This is a genomic window from Nocardioides sp. YIM 152315 (assembly GCF_029210375.1).
GTDB lineage: Bacteria > Actinomycetota > Actinomycetes > Propionibacteriales > Nocardioidaceae > Nocardioides.
In genome coordinates, this window is the sequence record NZ_JARGER010000037.1 from 163,400 (window position 1) to 178,331 (window position 14,932).

A 14,932-nucleotide genomic window follows, 5' to 3' on the forward strand; every position below is an offset into this window, starting at 1 on the left:
GAGTGATCCGAGATCTCACCGACGACGAGGCCCGCGCCGCGCTGCCGCTGAAGTGGGAGACCCCGGGAGTGGTCCCGGCCTGGGTGGCGGAGATGGACTACCGGCAGGCCGAGCCGATCACCGAGGCACTCGTCGACGCCGTACGCCGCGGCGCGCTGGGCTATCCGCCGCACGGCGACGACCTCGGTGCCGCCTTCTCCGGCTTCGCCGCGCGGCACTGGGGCTGGGAGGTGGGGCCCGAGGCGTCGATGCCGACCGGTGGCGTGATGAGCGGCATCCGGATCGCCCTCGAGGTGCTCTGCCCGCCGGGGCCCGTCGTGGTGCCGATGCCGTGCTACCCGCCGTTCCGCGACGTCGTCGCCGTCACCGGGCGCGAGCTGGTGCCGGTGCCGCTCGATCCCGACAGCGACGACACCCGGCTCGACCTGGCGGCCGTCTCCCGCTCGTTCGCGGCCGGGGCGCGCACCCTGCTGCTGTGCAACCCGCACAACCCGCTCGGGCACGTGCCGTCGCGCGAGGAGCTGGCGGCGCTCGCCGCGCTGGCGCGGGAGTACGACGCCCGCGTGATCTCCGACGAGATCCACGCCCCGCTGGTGCTGGACGGCGCGACGATGTTCACGCCGTACCTCACCGTCGACGACCGCGCGATCGTGGTCACCAGCGCGTCGAAGACGTTCAACATGCCGGCGACCCACGGCGCGCAGCTCGTGCTCCCCGAACCGGCCGACCGTGAGCGGCTGGCGGCGGTGCCGATCCCCGCGCAGAACACCTGGTCTGCCCTCGGCGTCGTCGCGGGCACGGTCGCGTGGCGCGACTGCGACGACTGGCTCGACGCGCTGCGCGGCCGGCTCTCGACGCAGCGCGGGCTGCTGGTCGACCTGGTCGCTGATCGGCTGCCGAAGGCGCGGATGCGCCCGCTCCGCGCGACGTACCTCGCCTGGCTCGACCTGCGCGACCACGGCGTCGCCGACCCGGCCGCCGCCGCGCTCGCCCACGGGGTGCGGGTCGCCCCGGGCCACGACTACCAGCCCGGCCTCGACGGGCACGTCCGGGTCAACATCGCCACCAGCCCCGACCGGCTGGAGCAGGTCGTCGACGGGCTGGCCGCCGCGGTCGGAACACCCGGTTGACCGGGTATTCCCTCGCTTCTGGGGCAATGCAACACCCCAGAAGCGAGAGGATTGCCTGAGAGGTGCCGGCTCAGCCGGCCGACCTCGTCTGCGCGGCGATCACGTCGGCGTACCACTGGAACGACCGCTTGGGCGTGCGCCTCTGGGTCTCGTAGTCGATGTGCACCAGCCCGAAGCGCTGCTTGAGGCCCTCGGCCCACTCGAAGTTGTCCATGAGCGACCACGTGTAGTAGCCGCGGACGTCGACACCGCGCTGGACGGCGGTGGCGACGGCGCGCAGGTGGGCGTCGAGGTAGTCGATCCGGGGCTGGTCGTCGACGACGCCGTGCTCGTCGGGGCCCATGTTGTAGGCGCAGCCGGACTCGGTGATGTAGATCGGCGGCAGCGCGGCGCGGTAGCGGGCGCGCAGGAGGATCAGCCACTCGCGCAGCGCGTCGGGGACCACCGGCCAGCCGAAGTCGGTCACCGGGTAGCCGAGCAGCTCGCGGAACTCGAACGGCATCTCCGCGTCCTCCGCGGCCGCGCCGATCTTGAACGGGTTGTAGTAGTTCACCCCGTAGAAGTCGAGCGGCTGGCGGACCACCGCGAGGTCGCCGTCGCGGACGATGCCGTCGAAGAGCGGCGCGAGGTCCGTCGGGTACCGGCCGAGCAGCATCGGCTCGATGAACATGCCGTTCCAGAGCGCGTCGAAGAGCTTGGTCGCGCCGACGTCGGCCTCGTCCTCGCTCGCCGGCCACATCGGTGCATGGTTGTTGGCGCAGCCGACGCTGGTCGCGCCGGCCGCGCGCAGTGCGATCGCGGCGCGGCCGTGGCCGAGCAGCAGGTGGTGGGCCACCGGCATCGAGTCGAACATCAGCGTCCGGCCGGGGGCGTGCATGCCGGTCGCGTAGCCCATCATCATCACGACGTTGGGCTCGTTGACCGGTATCCAGTGCTCGACGCGGTCCGCGAACCTCTCGCCGACGATCGCGGCGTACTCGGCGAACCTGTCGACGGTCGCGCGGTTGAGCCACCCGCCGTCGTCCTCGAGCGCCTGCGGCAGGTCCCAGTGGTAGAGCGTGACCATCGGCTGCACGCCGGCCGCCAGCAGCTCGTCGACGAGCCTGTCGTAGAACGCGAGGCCCTGGGCGTTGGTTGGCCCGGAGCCGGTCGGCTGGATGCGCGGCCACGACACCGAGAGCCGGTAGCCGCCCACCCCGAGCTGCCTCATCAGGGCGACGTCCTCGGCGTACCGGTGGTAGTGGTCGCACGCGACGGCCCCGCTCGACCCGTCCTGGATCCGGCCGGGCTCGGCGCAGAACGTGTCCCAGATACTGGGGCCCCTGCCGTCCTCGGCGGCAGCGCCCTCGATCTGGTACGACGCCGTGCTGGTGCCGAACCGGAAGCCGGGTGGGAGCTGGGGGAGGTCCGTGCTCGGGCGGGGGTCTGGCACGGGCACAATGATGCCCGTGAGTGTCGAGATCCGTCGCGGAACCGACCGCTTCCTCACCCGGAATGAGGGCGTCGTCACCCGGCACTCGTTCTCGTTCGGCGGCCACTACGACCCGGAGAACGTCCGCTTCGGACGGCTGGTGTGCCACGACGACCATCTGCTCGCGCACGGCAGGGGCTTCGGCGACCACCCGCACCGCGACGTCGACATCGTCACGTGGGTGCTCGGCGGCGAGCTGCACCACGACGACTCGGCCGGACACCGCGGCGTCGTCCGCCCGGGCGAGGTCCAGGTGCTCTCCGCCGGGGCGGGCGTGACGCACTCCGAGGTCGCCGGTCCCCACGGTCCGACCCGCTTCGTCCAGGCCTGGCTGACGCCGACGAGCGACGGCGCCGAGCCGGCGTACTCCGTCACGCCGGTCTCGCTCGCCCCGGGCGCGCTGACCGAGGTGGCACGGCTCGGCGACGCGGTCTTCTCCGTCGCGCGGCTCGGCGAGGGAGACGAGGTCCGGCTGCCCGACGCCCCCCTCGTGCACGCCTACGTCGCGGGCGGGGCGCTCACCCGATCGTCGCTGGCCGAGCCGCTGGCGGACGGCGACGCCTTCCGCATCACCGACGTCTCGGGTGTCGCGGTCACCGCCGCCGTGCCCACCGAGCTGCTCGTGTGGTCCTTCGTCTGATCGGTGGTTTCGACACAGGCGCCAGGGCGCCTTCCTCAACCACCGTGCCGCCCCGGTGGTTGAGGAGGGACGAAGTCCCGTCTCGACACCACCGAAACCCGCTCAGCAGATCACCGTCAGCGCCCCGGGGACGACCTCGACGACGGCGGGGTCGGCGAGCAGGGCGGGCAGGGAGCCGAGCGGCTCGCCGTCGCCGCCGACGGGGATCGGGGCGCGGCCGGTGCCGCGGACCTCGACACGCTTGCCGGTGAGCACGGTGACCTCGGACAGCTCGACGTGGCCGCCGTCGTAGACCTTGGGCAGCGAGCGCATCAGCGCGAGCCGGCCGGCGGCCTCGATGACGACGACGTCGAGCACGCCGTCCTCGACCGACGCGGGCGGGGCGATCTGCATGCCGCTGCCGTAGTACGCCGAGTTCGCGACGACGACCGTCGCGGCGGCGTACTCGTGCTCGATGCCGTCGACCGCGACCCGGTAGCGGCCGGGCCGGTAGGTCGCGAGGGACCTCAGCGCGGCGTAGGGGTACTGGAGCGACCGCGGCAGCCAGGTCGCGCGGTCCACGATCTCGGCGGCCCGGGCGTCGACGCCGGCGTAGACCGAGCCGGCGACCAACCGGCGCGCGCCCGCGAGCCCGGTGACCGCCAGCAGGTCGATCGCGTGCGCCGGAGCCTCGAGCAGCACGCGCGCCTGCTCGGCGGGCGAGTCGGGCAGCCCGAGCATCCGGGCGAAGTCGTTGCCGCGGCCCGCCGGCACGATGCCGAGCGTCCCACCGCGGGCGGAGACCAGGCCCGCGAGCGACGACAGCATGCCGTCGCCGCCGACGGAGACCACCACGTCGCCGCGGGCCACCGCCTCGTCGACCAGACACGCCATCGTCTGCGGCCCCGGCGAGTAGGTGACGTCGACGACGGCGCCGGCCTCGCGCAGCGCGCGGCCGACGGGCACGACGGCGCCCGGCGCGGCGCCACCGCCCGAGGACGGGTTGACCAGGAAGGTGAAGGAACGGGTCATGGGACCAGCACCCCGGGGTTGAGGATGCCGGTCGGGTCGAGGTCGGCCTTGACCGCGCGCAGCACCGAGACGCCGAGCGGCCCGATCTCCTGCGCGAGCCAGGGCTTGTGGTCGGTGCCGATCGCGTGGTGGTGGGTGATCGTCGCGCCGGCCGTGACGATCGCGTCGCTCGCCGCACGCTTCGCCGAGCCCCACTGCGCGAGCGGGTCCGCGGACTCCCGGGCGGCGACCGTGAAGTAGAGCGAGCAGCCGGTCTCGTAGACGTGCGAGACGTGGCAGAGGACGATCGACGGGTCGCCGAGCGACTCCGCCAGCGCCGCCTTCACGTCGGCGTACGCCCGCTCCACGTTGGACCAGAACGTCGCCGTCTCCAGCGTCTCGACGAGGACCCCGAGGTCGAGCAGCGAGTCGCGGAGGTACGGCGCGTCGAAGCGTCCGTGCGCCCACTTCTCGCCCGCGGCCTCGCCGACCGCCGTGCCGCCGAGGTCGGTCAGCAGCGCCGTCACCGCCGCCCGCTTCGCCTCGACGGCGGCGCTCGTGCCCTCGAACCCGGTGATCATCAGGCAGCCCGTGGCGCCCTCGCCGCCGATCGCCGCCGGGTCGGCGAGGTTGACCGCGGTCTCGCTCTCGTCGGAGAGTCGCAGCACGGTCGGCAGCAGTCCCGACTGCGCGAGCGTGCGCATCGCGGCGGTGCCGGCGCCGAACGACGGCCACCGCCAGCCCTCGTAGACCTTGACCGCTGGCAGCCGGCGGACCCGCACGGTCACCGCGGTGATGACGCCGAGGGTGCCCTCGGAGCCGAGGAAGAGCTGGCGCAGGTCGGGGCCGGCGGCACTCGCCGGGGCGGTGCCGAGTTCGAGCGGACCGCGCGGCGTCGCGACCCGGAGACCGACGACCAGGGAGTCGAAGCGGCCGTAGCCCGCGCTCGACTGGCCGCTGGAGCGGGTGGCCGCGAAGCCGCCGATCGTGGCGTGCTCCCACGACTGCGGGTAGTGGCCGAGCGTCAGGCCCTCGGCCGCGAGCAGCGCCTCCGCCTCCGGGCCGCGCAGGCCGGGTTCGAGGGTCGCGATCATCGAGACGTGGTCGACCGCGAGCAGCCGCTTCATCCGCACCAGGTCGAGGCTGACCACGCCGGCGAATCCCTGCCGCCGGGCGACCAGGCCTCCGGTGACCGACGTACCGCCGCCGAACGGCACGACCGCGAGGCGGTGCTCGACCGCGAAGGCCAGCACCGCCGCGACCTCGTCGTGGTCACCGGGGCGTACGACGGCGTCGGGCGCGTCGCTCAGGTCTCCGGCCCGGGCTCGGAGCAGGTCGGGCGTCGACTTGCCGCGGGTGCGCAGGCGGCGGGTCTGGTCGTCGGTGCGGACGTGGTCGCCGCCGACGAGGGCGGCGAGACCATCCAGCAGGTCCGGACCCAGCGCCGAGGGCGCGAGCGCCGGGTCGGCCGCGACCGGGCGTTCGTCGAGCCCGAAGACGAGCTCGATCAGGCCGCGGGTGGACTCCGGGAGGGCGGCGGCACGGGCCGGGTCGCCCCAGCGGGAGGGATGCATCTCAGCGCCCTGCTGACTCGATGACATGCGTTACACTGTGACACATGACGTCACTTCGTCACAATACCGACAAGGAGCCGCGCGACGCCTACCTCGACACCGCCCGCGACTGCATCCTCGACGTCGGCTGGCGGCGTACGACGCTCACCGAGGTCGCCCGCCGGGCCGGGGTCTCGCGGATGACGATCTACCGCTCCTGGGCCGACATGCAGCAGCTGCTCGCCGACCTGATGACGCGCGAGTGGGGCACGGTCGTCGCGGCGAGCCTCGCCGAGGAGGACGCCGACGCCCCGACCGTCGACCGCCTGGTGGGCGACATCCTCACCACCATCCGGCGGCTCCGCGACAACGAGCTGTTCGTCCGCATCGTCGAGCTCGACCCCGAGCTGCTGCTCCCCTACCTGCTCTCCCGCCGCGGCCGGTCGCAGGACGGCATCCTCGAGCTGACGGTCCGAGCGGTCCGCGACGGCCAGGCCGAGGGCACCGTCCGCGCCGGCAACCCGGACGCGATGGCGCGGGCGATGCTGCTCGCCGCCCACGGGTTCGTGCTCTCGTCGCACACGATGGTCGACGACGACGTCTCCGGCGCGGAGCTCGACGCCGAGCTCGCGCTCGCGCTCGGCCGGAGCCTCGCGCCGTGACGTCGCCGCGCATCACCCCGGGTCTCGCCGGCGCGCCGGCGGAGGTCGACGTCGTCGTGATCGGACTCGGCATCACCGGCGCCGGGGTGGCCCTCGACGCCGTCACCCGCGGGCTGTCGGTGCTCGCGGTCGACGCCCACGACCTGGCGTTCGGCACGTCCCGCTGGTCGTCGAAGATGGTCCACGGCGGGCTGCGATACCTCGCGAAGGGCCAGGTCGGCGTCGCCCACGAGAGCGCCGTCGAGCGCGGGATCCTGATGGAGGTCACCGCACCCCACCTGACCCGACCGATGCCGATGCTGATCCCCCTCGCCTCCAGCGTCAGCCGGCTGCAGACCGCCGTCACCCGCGGCGGGCTCGTCGCCGGCGACCTCCTGCGCCGCGGCGCCCGCACCGGCACGGAGACCCTGCCGAAGCCGCGCCACCTCTCGCGGACCGAGGCGTTGCGCCTGGTGCCCGCCCTGCGCCCGGCCGGCCTGCGGGGCGCGATGCTCGGCTGGGACGGCCAGCTCGAGGACGACGCCCGCCTCGTCACCACCGTCGCCCGGACCGCGGCGGCGTACGGCGCGCACGTGCGCACCCGGTCACGCGTCCTCCACGCAGACGGCACGAGCGTCGGGCTCCGCGACCAGCTGACCGGTGCGACCAGCACGGTCGCGGCCGGCGCCGTGGTCAACGCCACCGGCGTGTGGGCCGACACCCTGGTCGACGGCATCACGCTGCGCCCGAGTCGCGGCACCCACCTGGTGCTCCGCCGGGACTCGCTGCCCGGCGTCGAGATCTCGGTCTTCTGTCCGGTGCCGGGTGCGACCAACCGCTACGTGATGGTGCTCCCCCAGCCCGACGGCACGGTGTACGTCGGGCTCACCGACGAGCCCGTCGACGGCGCGGTCCCGGACGTCCCGGAGCCGACGGACCCCGAGATCGGCTTCCTCCTCGACGTCGTGTCCGCCGCGTTCTCACGGCAGCTGCACCGCTCCGACGTCGTCGGCGCCTTCGCCGGCCTGCGTCCGCTGCTGCACACCGGCGACGGCTCGACCGCCGACCTGTCGCGGCGGCACGCCGTGCTCACGAGCGACAGCGGGGTCGTCACCATCGTCGGCGGCAAGCTGACCACCTACCGCCGGATGGCCGAGGACGCCGTCGACGCCGCCGTCGCCCGCGCGGACCTCGTCGCCGGCCCGTGCCGCACGGCCCGGCTCCCGCTGCTCGGCGCGGCGTCGCGGTCGGTGCTCGCCGGGCTCGAGGCCCCGGCCCGGCTGGTCCGGCGCTTCGGCACCGACGCCCGGCTGGTGCTCGAGACCGCGCGCGCGGTCACCGGCCTCGCCGACGACGAGCTGCTCGCGCCGGTCGCCGACGGCATCCCGGCCACGCTCGCCGAGCTCGTCTTCGGCGTCACCCACGAGGGCGCGGCCGACGTCGCCGACCTGCTCGACCGGCGCACGCGCGTCGGGCTGGTCGCCGCCGACCGCGCGCTCGTCGTGCCCGCCGCCGAGCGCGCCCTGGAGCTGGTCGCCGCGCACCGATGAATTTCCCCGTCGACGGCTGTCGGTACCAGCAGGCAGACTGGACGACGCGAGGAGCAGGACCCATGACGGCGCTTGAGGCGGAGACCGTGGTGACCCAGGCAGACAGCAGCACGGCGGAGCTCGACGACTTCCCGACGCTGACGCAGCGCTACCAGCGCGAGCTGCTCGCGCACTGCTACCGCATGTCCGGCTCGGTGCAGGAGGCCGAGGACCTGGTGCAGGAGACGTTCCTGCGGGCGTGGAAGGCCGCGGAGAAGTTCGAGGGTCGCTCGTCGGTGCGCACCTGGCTCTACCGGATCGCCACCAACGTCTGCCTGACCAACCTCGAGAACAAGCCGCGTCGCCCGCTTCCCGCCGGCATCGGCACCCCCGAGGCGATGGCCGGCGACGCCCTCGAGACCGACCACGAGATCGCGTGGCTCGAGCCGGTGCCCGACGCCGCCGTCGTGGTGGCCGAGCGGGACTCGATCCGGCTGGCGTTCGTCGCCGCGCTCCAGCACCTGCCCGCGCGGCAGCGCGCCGTGCTGATCATGCGCGACGTGCTGCGCTGGTCTGCGTCCGAGGTCGCCGACGCGCTCGACACCTCGACCGCCGCGGTCAACTCCGCCCTCCAGCGCGCCCACGCGCAGTTCGCCGAGCGCGGCCTGACCGAGGACACGGTCTGCAACGAGCTGACGCCCGCCCAGGAGCAGCTGCTCGAGCGGTACGTCGACGCCTTCTGGCGCAAGGACATCGGCTCGATCGTCAGCCTGCTGACGGCCGAGGCCACCTGGGACATGCCGCCGTTCACCACCTGGTTCAAGGGTCCGGAGAGCATCGGCGAGCTCATCGAGACGCACTGCCCCGGCGGCTGGAACGACATGCCGATGCTGCGCACGTCCGCCAACGGGCAGCCCGCCTACGGCCTCTACATGCGCACGGCCGCGGGAGACTTCGAGCCGTTCCAGCTCCAGGTGCTCGAGCTCGAGGGCGAGCGGGTCCGGCACGTGACCGCGTTCTTCGACCGGGCGCTCTTCGACACCTTCGGCCTGCCCGACCACCTGGACGCCGACTACCGTCCCGGCGACCACCCGATGAGCCTGGTCCCTCGGTGACCCTTCGATGACCCCGACGCTCGGCGGGTCCGTCGAGCTGCTCGACCGGTCCCTCGCCTACGCCTGCGGCCGGCTGACCCGGGTCCGCGACGACCTCCTCGACCGACGTACGCCGTGCGCGCAGTGGGACCTCGCCGCCCTGCTCGCCCACATGGAGGACGCCCTCGACGCGTTCACCGAGGCCGCCGGCGGCTCGGTCGACGTGCTCCGGTGGCGGACGCGGGCCGCTCCGGTGCCCGCGATCCGGGCCAAGGCGACCGCGCTGCACGAGGCCTGGTCGCACCCCTCGCCCGGCGACGTCGTGATCGAGACGGCCGGCGGCGGCCGCCACGACCTGGCCACGCCGCTGCTGGTCGCGACCGCGGCGCTGGAGATCACCGCGCACGGCTGGGACGTCGCCCGCGCGACCGGTGAGGACACGCCGATCCCTCCGGAGCTCGCGGCGGCGCTGCTCCCGGTCGCCCGCGCGACGGTGACACCGACCGACCGCGGCGTCCGGTTCGGGCCGGCGCTCCCGGCGCCGGACGACGCGACCGCCGACCTGCGGCTGCTGCGGTTCCTGGGCCGGACCTGACTGGACCGCCGCAAGCCTTTGCCCGATTCCACCGCGGGGGAGGACGCGTCCTTCCTAGGCTCGTCCGCATGCCCGCGCCCCTGGTGACTCCGACCTCCGACGCGGCGGCGAAGAACGGTGCGATCTCACACCCGTTCGAGCTGCTCGAGCGCGGCCTCTCCAACGCACGTGCCGGCGCGATCGGCGCGGCGGTCGGCTACCTGGACCGCGCCGCCGCAGCGGCCGACCTCGACGACCTCCAGCGCGCGACGCTGCTCGCGGCCACCCTCGACTGCCGCCTCGCCCGAGGAGAGCTCACCCGGGCCCGCGCCGTGGGTGAGCAGCTGGGCGGCTACCTCGACCACTCCGGCATGGTGGGCGCTATCGCGCACCACGGGCGTGGCGAGCTCTGCGCTGCGCTCAACGAGATCGAGCTGGCCGCCACCCACTTCGCGCGCGTCCCGCGCGTGCTGGGGGCCGGCGAGGACGACCCCGACGTGGTGCCGTGGCGCACCGCGGCCGCGTTGACGGCCGTCCGCCTCGGCCACCGGGTCGAGGCGGCCGCGCTGGCGCGCGAGCACCTCACGATCGCGGGCATGAGTGGCGCGCCGTACCCGGTCGCGCTCGGCCTGCGCACCCTCGCCACCGTCGACGCCCGCGCCGACCGGCCGTCGCTGCTGCGTCAGGCGATCGACGAGCTCGACGGGGTGCCGGCGGCGCGGCTCACGGCCCAGGTCGAGACCGACCTGGCCGGACTCCTGCTGCTCGCGAGCGGCCCCGGCACCTCGCGCGAGGCCCTGGCCCTGCTGAGGCGGGCCGAGACCTACGCCGGCAACGAGAACCTCTGGCCGCTCCTGGGCCGGGTGCGACGGCTGCTGGCGCGGCTCGACGAGCAGCCGCAGCCCGTCGTCAGCGAGACGCTGGCGTCGCTGACGGCCGCGGAGCAGCGCGTCGCGCGGCTCGCGGCGGCTGGGCTGACCAACCGCCAGATCGCCCACCGCCTCGTCGTCACGGTGAAGGCCGTCGAGTGGCACCTCTCGCACGTCTACCGCAAGCTCGGGATCAGCTCCCGCGGCTCGCTGGCGTCGGCGCTCGGCACCGCGCTCTGAGGCGTTCGCCCTTCTAGGGTGTGTGCCATGTCGGAGCGGACGGCGCACACCGCGGTCAGGATGTCGGGTCGCGACCCGCACGAGACCGGTCGCGCGGCCACGCCGCTGGAGCTGCTCTTCGACCTGACCTTCGTCATCGCCTTCGGCACCGCGGCGGACGAGCTCGCCCACCTGCTCGTCGAGGAACACGTCGCCGACGGGGTGGTCGGCTTCTGCTTCGCGACCTTCGCCGTGTCGTGGGCGTGGATCAACTTCTCGTGGTTCGCCTCGGCGTACGACACCGACGACTGGATCTACCGGCTCACGACGATGGTGCAGATGATCGGCGTGCTGATCCTCGCGATCGGGCTGCCGGACATGTTCGAGTCGCTCGTCGACGGCGGGCACATGGACAACCAGGTGATGGTGCTCGGGTACGTCGTGATGCGGGTGCCGATGATCCTGCAGTGGTACCGCGCCAGTCGGCAGGACCCGGCCCGGGCCTCGTCCTGTCGCATCTTCATCCTCACGCTCGTCGTGTCGCAGGTCGCGTGGGTCGGGCTCGCCCTGGTCGAGACGTCGATCCCCGTCTTCTTCGCGTGCGCCGTGCCGCTCGTCGTCGTGGAGCTGGTCGGCCCCTTCGTCGCCGAGCACGTCCGCGACGGCACGCCCTGGCACGCGCACCACATCGCCGAGCGCTACGGCCTGCTGGTGATCATCGCGCTCGGTGAGGGCCTCCTCGGCGGCGCGGCCACCCTCACGGCGCTGGTCTCCGTCGAGGGCTGGACCACGGACGTGGTGCTGCTCGGGCTCGCGGGCGTCGGCGTCACCTTCGGCATGTGGTGGACCTACTTCGTGGTGCCGAGCGGGCACATCCTGCACGCGCGCCGGCGCCGCGGCTTCGGGTGGGGCTACGGGCACATCCCGCTCTTCGGCGCCCTCGTCGCGGTCGGCGCCGGCCTGCACACCGCGGCGTACCGGCTCGAGCACCACTCGGCGCTCTCGGACACCGCCACCGTGCTCGCCACGGCCGTCCCGCTCGGCCTCTACGTGCTGCTGCTCTACGCCCTCTACGCGCAGCTCACCCACGCCCTCGACCCGTTCCACCTCGTCGTGATCGCCGGCTCGGCCGCCGTGCTCGTCCTCGGCGTGGCGCTGGTCGCCGCCGGCGCCTCGCTGTCGTGGTCGCTGCTGGTCGTCGCCTGCACGCCGTGGGTGACCGTGGTCGGCTACGAGACCGTCGGGCACCGCCACAACGAGCGAGCGCTGGCGCGACTGGGCTGAGCATCCGGGTGCCACGTGGGCCGCGGTGGGCAGGCAACCTTCCCCGCCGGTCGCCGTCCAGGTCGTCGCTCAGCGCAGCGGGTGCTCGACCTCGTCGCGGGGCAGCCGGGCCAGGACGATCGCCGCGACGGCCGCGACCGCCGGCGCGAGTCCCGCGACGAGGAAGGTCGTGCGCAGGCCGAGCGCCTCCAGACGGGGCCGGCGAGCGCCATCGACACCGGTCGCGCGAGCTCACGACCAGTCAACGACCTCAAGTGAGCTTCAGGTCAAGCGAGCCAGCGCAGCCACCGGCCGTGTCCGTGCGTCCACGCCACCGCACGGCCGTCGACGCCCAGCACGAACCCCCGGACGTCCGGCGGCATCGCCGGACCGAGCCCGGTGACGCCCGGCAGCACCCGCGGCGCCTCGTTGCTGACCCAGCGGCACCGGCCCTCGGCCACCAGCCCGGTCATCATCGACGCGAATCGGGCGCGGTCGTCGTCGTCGAGGTAGGCGATGACGGCGCTGTGGAAGACGACCACGGTGCCGTACGCCGCGGCGGCGTCGACCAGCGCGGGCAGCTCGGTGAGCAGGTCGCCGCGCAGCAGCCGCGGCGGGTCGGCGCGCGCGACCCCGACGGCGCGGACGAGCTGGGCGCGACGTCCGTCGTCCTCCGGCCACACCAGGTTCGCGAGCCAGGCCATCTGGTCGGGGTCGGTCACGTCGAGCGGGTTGAGGTCGACGCCGGTCCGGTGGGCGACCTCGGGCAGCGCGGTCGGCAGCGGCGCCGGGCCGTCGACCCGGCAGGTCAGCTCGGGCCGGCCGGCTCCGGGTCCCCGCAGCCGGACGGTGCCGGCGTCGGTCGCCCAGGCGTAGTCGTAGCGGTCCGGGTAGAGACACAGGCCGGCACTGGGTCCGACCTCGACGAGCGCGATCGGACCCGTCGCCTCCAGCAGGTCGAACGCCGGCAGCAGCGTGGCCAGCCGGCCGACCTCGTTGGTCTGGGTCGCACGCCCCCGGATCGTGGCCTCGATGCCGCCGTCGTCGGCGAGCAGGGCGCGGCGCAGCCCGGCGTACGGACCCGGTGCGGGCACGTCGTGCCAGCGGGCGGCGGCGAAGACCAGGTTGGGCTGTCGCTTCGGCACCGGGAGGCGCTCCAGCCACGCCAGCACCTCGGGGTCGTCCGCGACACCCCGCGCCCACTCCGCGAAGCAGGGGGAGTCCGGGACCGCGTCGGCCGCGAACTCGACGTACTGCCGCCGGGTGTCCCCGTGGACCTCCAACGTCGTCAGCCGGCCGGCAGGGCGACGTACGTCGTCTCGAGGTACTCCTCGATGCCCTCGAAGCCGCCCTCCCGCCCGAAGCCGCTGGCCTTGACGCCGCCGAACGGCGCGGCCGGGTTGGAGACCAGGCCGGTGTTGAAGCCGACCATGCCGAAGTCCAGCGACTCCGCGACCCGGATCGTGCGGGCCAGGTCGCGGGTGTAGACGTAGGAGGAGAGGCCGTACTCGGTGTCGTTGGCCTGGCGGACCGCCTCGTCCTCGGTCTCGAACGTCGTGATCGGCGCGACCGGGCCGAAGATCTCCTGGACGTTGATCTCCGAGTCCGACGGCACGTCGAGGAGCACCGTCGGCGGGTAGAAGTAGCCGGGTCCGTCGGGGACGCTGCCGCCGACGACGACCCTCGCGCCGTCGTGCACGGCGTCGGTGACGAGCTGGCTGACGCTCTCGACGGCCTTCTCGTCGATGAGCGGACCGACGTCGACGCCCTCGTCCTGCCCACGACCGAGGCTCAGCCCGCCCATCCGCTCACCGAGCTTGTCGCCGAACTCCTGCGCGACCGAGGAGTGCACGAGGAACCGGTTGGCGGCGGTGCACGCCTCTCCCATGTTGCGCATCTTGGCGACCATGGCGCCGTCGACGGCGGCGTCGATGTCGGCGTCCTCGAACACGATGAACGGCGCGTTGCCGCCGAGCTCCATGCTGAGCCGCTGGAGCTGGTCGGCCGACTGCCGCACCAGCACCCGGCCCACACCCGTGGACCCCGTGAAGCTCACCTTCCGCAGCCGGTCGTCGGCCTGGAGGGTCTGGCTGAGCTCGCCGGTGTGGCTGGTCGTGACCACGTTGAGCACGCCATCCGGGAGGCCGGCCTCGGTCAGCACGCCGGCGAGCGCGAGCATCGTGAGCGGCGTCTGGCTCGCCGGCTTGACCACCATCGTGCACCCCGCGGCGATCGCCGGCCCGATCTTGCGGGTGCCCATCGCGAGCGGGAAGTTCCACGGGGTGATGAACAGGCAGGGCCCGACGGGCTTCTTGATGGTCAGCAGCCTGCTGCCACCGGCGGGCGCCTGCATCCAGCGGCCGTGGATGCGCACGGCCTCCTCGGCGTACCAGCGGAAGAACTCGGCGCCGTAGGACACCTCGCCGCGGGCCTCGGCGACCGTCTTGCCCATCTCGAGGCTCATCAGGTGCGCGAACTGGTCGGCGCGGTCGGTGATCAGCCCGAACGCCGTCCGCAGGATCTCGCCGCGCTCGCGCGGCGGGGTGCGCGCCCAGGACTCCTGCGCGGCGACGGCCGCGTCGAGCGCGTCGACGGCGTCGCCCACCGAGGCGTCGGCCACGTCGGTGAGCACGGAGCCGTCGGCCGGGTCGATGACGTCGAGCCGGTCGCCGCCCTCCGCCTCGCGCCACGCACCGCCGATGTAGAGGCCACGCATGTCGGGGCCGAGCAGATCGAGTCCGTCCGTCTGAGTGCTCATGGAGCCAGCCTCGCACCCGATCTGCTTGCCGCAAACCACTGACACCCTCACCACAATCGTGACAGGCTTGGAGACGTCGACTGGAGGGAGCACCTTGATGTCGGCACGAGCCCCTTGCTGACCCCATGCAGCGAGGGGCTCCTCCTTGGATGGCCCGATCCGGCGCACCCCCCTGCAGCGCAGGGATCACCAGAGCCACAG

The 14,932-nt window shown here is 73.7% G+C and carries 14 protein-coding genes; 9 read left to right on the top strand and 5 right to left on the bottom strand.

Annotation, left to right across the window (positions count from 1 at the left end; translation table 11 throughout):
- The first annotated feature begins 2 nt into the window (after positions 1-2).
- Positions 3-1,130 carry an aminotransferase class I/II-fold pyridoxal phosphate-dependent enzyme gene (locus PZ894_RS12350; RefSeq protein WP_275745133.1) on the top strand — a complete coding sequence of 376 codons (1,128 nt, stop codon included), beginning with the start codon at positions 3-5 and terminating at the stop codon, positions 1,128-1,130.
- Positions 1,131-1,200: 70 nt separating this feature from the next.
- Here the strand turns inward: PZ894_RS12350 and PZ894_RS12355 are convergent, their stop codons facing one another.
- Positions 1,201-2,562, bottom strand: coding sequence for a GH1 family beta-glucosidase (locus PZ894_RS12355; RefSeq protein ID WP_275745134.1), 1,362 nt, complete (start codon positions 2,560-2,562; stop codon positions 1,201-1,203).
- Positions 2,563-2,578: 16 nt separating this feature from the next.
- Here PZ894_RS12355 and PZ894_RS12360 point away from each other — a divergent pair, with 16 nt between their 5' ends.
- Positions 2,579-3,241: a pirin family protein gene (locus tag PZ894_RS12360; protein WP_275745135.1), complete on the top strand. Its 663-nt coding sequence runs from the start codon at positions 2,579-2,581 to the stop codon at positions 3,239-3,241.
- Between the two features lie 102 nt (positions 3,242-3,343).
- On the opposite strand, the gene PZ894_RS12365 is transcribed toward PZ894_RS12360, so the two are convergent.
- A complete protein-coding gene (locus tag PZ894_RS12365) occupies positions 3,344-4,252 on the bottom strand; it encodes a diacylglycerol kinase family protein (RefSeq protein WP_275745136.1) in 909 nt (302 codons plus the stop codon).
- On the bottom strand, positions 4,249-5,832 hold the full coding sequence (locus PZ894_RS12370) for an FAD-binding oxidoreductase (RefSeq protein WP_275745137.1): 1,584 nt from the start codon (positions 5,830-5,832) through the stop codon (positions 4,249-4,251). Before PZ894_RS12370 ends, PZ894_RS12365 begins: the two co-directional genes overlap by 4 nt.
- A gap of 17 nt (positions 5,833-5,849) precedes the next feature.
- Here PZ894_RS12370 and PZ894_RS12375 point away from each other — a divergent pair, with 17 nt between their 5' ends.
- The 7 genes from PZ894_RS12375 (at position 5,850) to PZ894_RS12405 (ending at position 12,252) form a co-directional block, all read left to right on the top strand.
- Positions 5,850-6,446: a TetR/AcrR family transcriptional regulator gene (locus PZ894_RS12375; RefSeq protein ID WP_275745138.1), complete on the top strand. Its 597-nt coding sequence runs from the start codon at positions 5,850-5,852 to the stop codon at positions 6,444-6,446.
- A complete protein-coding gene (locus PZ894_RS12380; protein WP_275745139.1) occupies positions 6,443-7,975 on the top strand; it encodes a glycerol-3-phosphate dehydrogenase/oxidase in 1,533 nt (510 codons plus the stop codon). The genes PZ894_RS12375 and PZ894_RS12380 overlap by 4 nt, the downstream gene beginning before the upstream one ends.
- A 62-nt stretch (positions 7,976-8,037) precedes the next feature.
- Positions 8,038-9,069 carry a sigma-70 family RNA polymerase sigma factor gene (locus PZ894_RS12385; protein WP_275745140.1) on the top strand — a complete coding sequence of 344 codons (1,032 nt, stop codon included), beginning with the start codon at positions 8,038-8,040 and terminating at the stop codon, positions 9,067-9,069.
- A 7-nt stretch (positions 9,070-9,076) separates the two neighbouring features.
- Positions 9,077-9,643 (top strand): TIGR03086 family metal-binding protein, encoded by a 567-nt coding sequence (locus tag PZ894_RS12390; RefSeq protein WP_275745141.1) that lies wholly within the window; start codon positions 9,077-9,079, stop codon positions 9,641-9,643.
- Positions 9,644-9,711: 68 nt separating this feature from the next.
- The gene (locus tag PZ894_RS12395) at positions 9,712-10,731 is read left to right on the top strand and encodes a helix-turn-helix transcriptional regulator (protein ID WP_275745142.1); all 1,020 of its coding nucleotides are present in this window, start codon (positions 9,712-9,714) and stop codon (positions 10,729-10,731) included.
- A 27-nt stretch (positions 10,732-10,758) separates the two neighbouring features.
- A complete protein-coding gene (locus PZ894_RS12400; protein ID WP_275745143.1) occupies positions 10,759-11,994 on the top strand; it encodes a low temperature requirement protein A in 1,236 nt (411 codons plus the stop codon).
- Positions 11,995-12,075: 81 nt separating this feature from the next.
- The gene (locus PZ894_RS12405) at positions 12,076-12,252 is read left to right on the top strand and encodes a hypothetical protein (RefSeq protein ID WP_275745144.1); all 177 of its coding nucleotides are present in this window, start codon (positions 12,076-12,078) and stop codon (positions 12,250-12,252) included.
- 8 nt (positions 12,253-12,260) lie between these two features.
- Here the strand turns inward: PZ894_RS12405 and PZ894_RS12410 are convergent, their stop codons facing one another.
- Both PZ894_RS12410 and PZ894_RS12415 read right to left on the bottom strand, forming a co-directional pair.
- Positions 12,261-13,256: a DUF2332 domain-containing protein gene (locus tag PZ894_RS12410; RefSeq protein ID WP_275745145.1), complete on the bottom strand. Its 996-nt coding sequence runs from the start codon at positions 13,254-13,256 to the stop codon at positions 12,261-12,263.
- Positions 13,257-13,261: 5 nt separating this feature from the next.
- Entirely contained in the window at positions 13,262-14,731 is a 1,470-nt protein-coding gene (locus PZ894_RS12415; RefSeq protein WP_275745146.1) for an NAD-dependent succinate-semialdehyde dehydrogenase, read from the bottom strand.
- Positions 14,732-14,932 lie beyond the last annotated feature (201 nt).